The sequence below is a fragment of the Dictyobacter arantiisoli genome, assembly GCF_008326305.1.
In the GTDB taxonomy this organism is placed as follows: Bacteria; Chloroflexota; Ktedonobacteria; order Ktedonobacterales; family Ktedonobacteraceae; genus Dictyobacter; species Dictyobacter arantiisoli.
In genome coordinates this window covers 1-3,531 of record NZ_BIXY01000045.1, presented here as the reverse complement: position 1 = coordinate 3,531, position 3,531 = coordinate 1, and the positions used below count along the sequence as shown (strand labels likewise).

The 3,531-nt window shown below is 52.6% G+C and carries 2 protein-coding genes; both read left to right on the top strand.

Features of this window, described 5'->3' with window-relative positions:
- The first annotated feature begins 481 nt into the window (after positions 1 to 481).
- Positions 482 to 1,105 carry a TetR/AcrR family transcriptional regulator gene (locus F1593_RS15390; protein ID WP_149402452.1) on the top strand — a complete coding sequence of 208 codons (624 nt, stop codon included), beginning with the start codon at positions 482 to 484 and terminating at the stop codon, positions 1,103 to 1,105.
- A gap of 528 nt (positions 1,106 to 1,633) precedes the next feature.
- Positions 1,634 to 3,430 carry a hypothetical protein gene (locus tag F1593_RS15385; RefSeq protein WP_149402451.1) on the top strand — a complete coding sequence of 599 codons (1,797 nt, stop codon included), beginning with the start codon at positions 1,634 to 1,636 and terminating at the stop codon, positions 3,428 to 3,430.
- Positions 3,431 to 3,531 lie beyond the last annotated feature (101 nt).

Genomic DNA, 3,531 nt, shown 5'->3' with positions numbered 1-3,531 from the left:
CACCACCCACGCCCCCCCCACCACACACTAAAAAGGGTGCAGGCGCGCCTGCGCCTGCCAGCAGGTCAAACAGTAAGATCCCGATGGTGATGGGAATCAACCACTCTCTCAGAATGTGTTTGATTCCCATGCTCTCCACGATCTCTGTGCATGAGTTTTCGCACCGATGGTGCTCAAACCAATGTTTAGTGTGTGCTGCAGGAAAAGTGCTATGCACTTTTCCTGCAGCACACACTAAAAAAAGGCGCAGGCGCGCCTGCGCCTGCCAGCAGGTGAGCAGCAAGATCCCGATGGTGATGGGAATCAAACACTCTCTCACCACAGAAATTGTTATCACGCTACAAAGGTTTGTCATCTCGGCTATTTATGAGCCTCTCTGTAACTTATGATATACAGTATATCATTACCTGAGACATGATATACTGTATATCTTCGGCATGTTACGTGTCAAGGAAAATAGGACAAAAGGGGATTTTGTCAGATGGGTACGCAAGAAGATGTGCCATCAACACAGGCGGGCGGTGGCGAGAAGGCTCAGGATCGACGCGTGAAACGCACACAGCAACTGTTAGCCAGGGCATTGATCACATTGACGCTGGAGAAGGGCTATGAGGCCGTGACGATTCGCGAGATTACACGCTATGCGGATATCGGCTACGCGACCTTCTTCCGCCATTATCCCGATAAGGATGCTCTCCTGGGGAGTGTGCTGGATGTGGTGCTGAATGAATTATTAACATTATTTTCTCTCCCTTTAGTACAATCCAATGCCGTTGAGGATGGACAACGCTTATTTGAATATGTCCAGCAGCATCATGAGGTTATTCGCGTGCTGCTGCGGAGTGGTCAATCGGCGTCTTTTGTGGAACGTATTGTCGCAACGGGGACACAAAGTACCCTCGCGAAGAATGAGCAATTAGGCAATAGCGTGGTCCCACGCGAGATTGCCGCCAATCATATTGTTACTACTGCGATTACACTGACACAATGGTGGTTGGAACATGGCATGCCTTATCCCCCACAAACGATGGGTAAGATCTACTATGAATTGATTATCCGCCCAACGCATGCCTATGATGCAACACACTATCTACCACCAATATAGAATCTTGCGCGCCCATGATGCTCAAAATGGTTTTATTGCAACCTTACAATAAACGGAGAATCATAATGGAGAATTGTAGGTGCATGCCGAGGTCGCAACCCATCCTCGTACGAGCAACGTGCCCCAACGCTCTGCACTGTCCCTCGACACGAATGTGGAGAGAGGAATGGCCTACGGGTAGGATGTTCGTACTATGAAGGATGCACGGACCTGCGCTCCGTGCCGTGCCTCCATCTTCCATCACCTCTCGATCCCAGGGAAAGGGATACAGGGCCTGGGGGTGAGGGCATCGGGTGCGGCACATTTTTTTGCGCCAAGCCCTCTCGATCACACCGGGGCTGCATCGATGGGTTTGCCCTTCACGCTGCCGGGGCCGCCACGGCTCTGTGGCCCCAGACCTAACTCGATCAGGACACGAGACGCTCGGATCTTCCCCGACCCATCCCATGACCGATCAGATTGGGCCTCTTTCCCTCTTGCATTTCCCTGCCTGCTGCTCTATCCTTTTGACAAAAAGGAGGAATTCCTATGCCATTCTCCGAACACACTGCTGGTCACAGCACGCCGACCGGGAATCCATACGAACTGTTCACTCCCGTCCTGGACCTGACCGCTGAAGACAACCAGCTACACGGGGATCAGACCAGTAGCCGATCAGAGCAAAATCTCTCTTCATACAGCTTTTATCGACCAGATGCAGTTCCTCATACCCCTTTTGATGCGCAAAGAGCCCTCTACCAGGCACACGGGGATCAGACCAGTGACCCATCAGAGCAAGATCTCTCTTCAGAGCGGCCTGTCGCCCACTCCTTCTATGCACAGCAAGAGGTGCAAAGAAACCTCTACCTCTACCAGCTACGCGAGGATCCGCCATTCTTCGAAATCCCTGATCCCATCCCGGAGGCCAATAATCCAAATGAACGGTTCGCTGGCATCGAGGATTGGGCATTTCACGACAATCCTCTCACTGGTGCGTATGAGGACCCGCCCTCTTCATCCTACCAATCCAACCAGCCACACGGGGATCCGACATTCTTCGAACACACGCCGGCCGGTGGTCCATACGATCCTCTCACTGGTGTGTATGAGGACCATCCTCTCACTCTCACTGGTGCGTATGAGGACGATCCTCTCACTGATGCGTATGGGGACCCAATCTCTGCATCCAACCAATACTACCAGCCGCTACACGGGGATCCGACCAGTGGCCCATCAGAGCAAGGTATCTATTCAGAGCAGTTTGCCGCCCTCTCCTTCGATCCACAGCCAGAGGCGCCAAATGCCCTCTACCAGCTACACGGGGATCCGACATTCTTCGAAAACACGCTGGCCGCTAGTCCAAATGAACAGCTCGCTCACATCGAGGGTGGGGTGTTTAACGCTCCAATCTCTGAATACAACCCATACGACCAGCCGCCACACGGGGATCCGACCAGTAGCCTATCAGGGCAAGGTTCCTCTTCAAACATCACCTTTAGACCTCAAAATGCAGCCCCTCATCACCCTGAGCTGCCTCAGGAGGGGCAAGGTTCCTCTTCACACCGCGTTAATAACCCCGAGCTCGAGCTGTCTGCAGATGCTCCAGATGCGCAACAGGCGACGGGGACGGCACGTGAAGACTACACTGGACGAGCGCGATATCGAGGAACCATACTTCGAAAGTACGTTAACAACCACCTCCTCCACCAGCTTGATCTAAAACAAGGCACACAAGGAACAGAGTATCCATATATTCCAACAATGCGAAAAAGGAAAGATGGCAGTACGGAGGAATTCCGGACGCCTGGAACTGTGTTAGGGGAGGTCCCTAAGATGTTACAAGCGAGAAGAGATTTAGGAATGCCACATGTCCCGAACCTCGACTATCTGACAGGCAACCAAGAGAAAGCCCTACGCAAGGCCGCGCAGTTTGAGAAACAAGGCAATGCCTATCAGAGTGACGGAGAGAGGGTGTTTGAGACCCCAATCAAGGCCCCAATCGCAGACTCCACTAGACGAAATCAAGGGACGCGAGAGCGAGCAGACATACTTCGAGATTACTTTAACAACCACCACTTCCGCCCGCTTGATCTAAAACAAGGCACACCAGGCACAAAGTATCCATATATTCCAAAATGGCGAAGAAAGAAAGGTGCCCGTGTGGAGGAATTCCGGACGCCTAGAGCTGTGTTAGGGGAGGTCCCTAAGATGTTACAAGCGAGAAGAGATGCAGGAATGGAAAATGTCCCGAAACTCACCTATCTGACAGACGACGAAGAGAAAGCCCTACGCAAGGCCGCGCAGTTTGAGAAACAAGGCAATGCCTATCAGAGTGACGGAGAGTAACAGAACGAGCGCTAACCAGGACCTGGCACGACAAAGGGACGCTACGACGAACGTCGGGCTCCCTTGTCGTTCACCCATGCTCTGGCGTTCTCTCCCCTCCC

Excerpts from the sequence above, each read along its gene's own strand:
- F1593_RS15385 (WP_149402451.1), top strand. The coding sequence starts at position 1,634 with ATGCCATTCTCCGAACACACTGCTGGTCACAGCACGCCGACCGGGAAT.
- F1593_RS15390 (WP_149402452.1), top strand. The coding sequence starts at position 482 with ATGGGTACGCAAGAAGATGTGCCATCAACACAGGCGGGCGGTGGCGAG.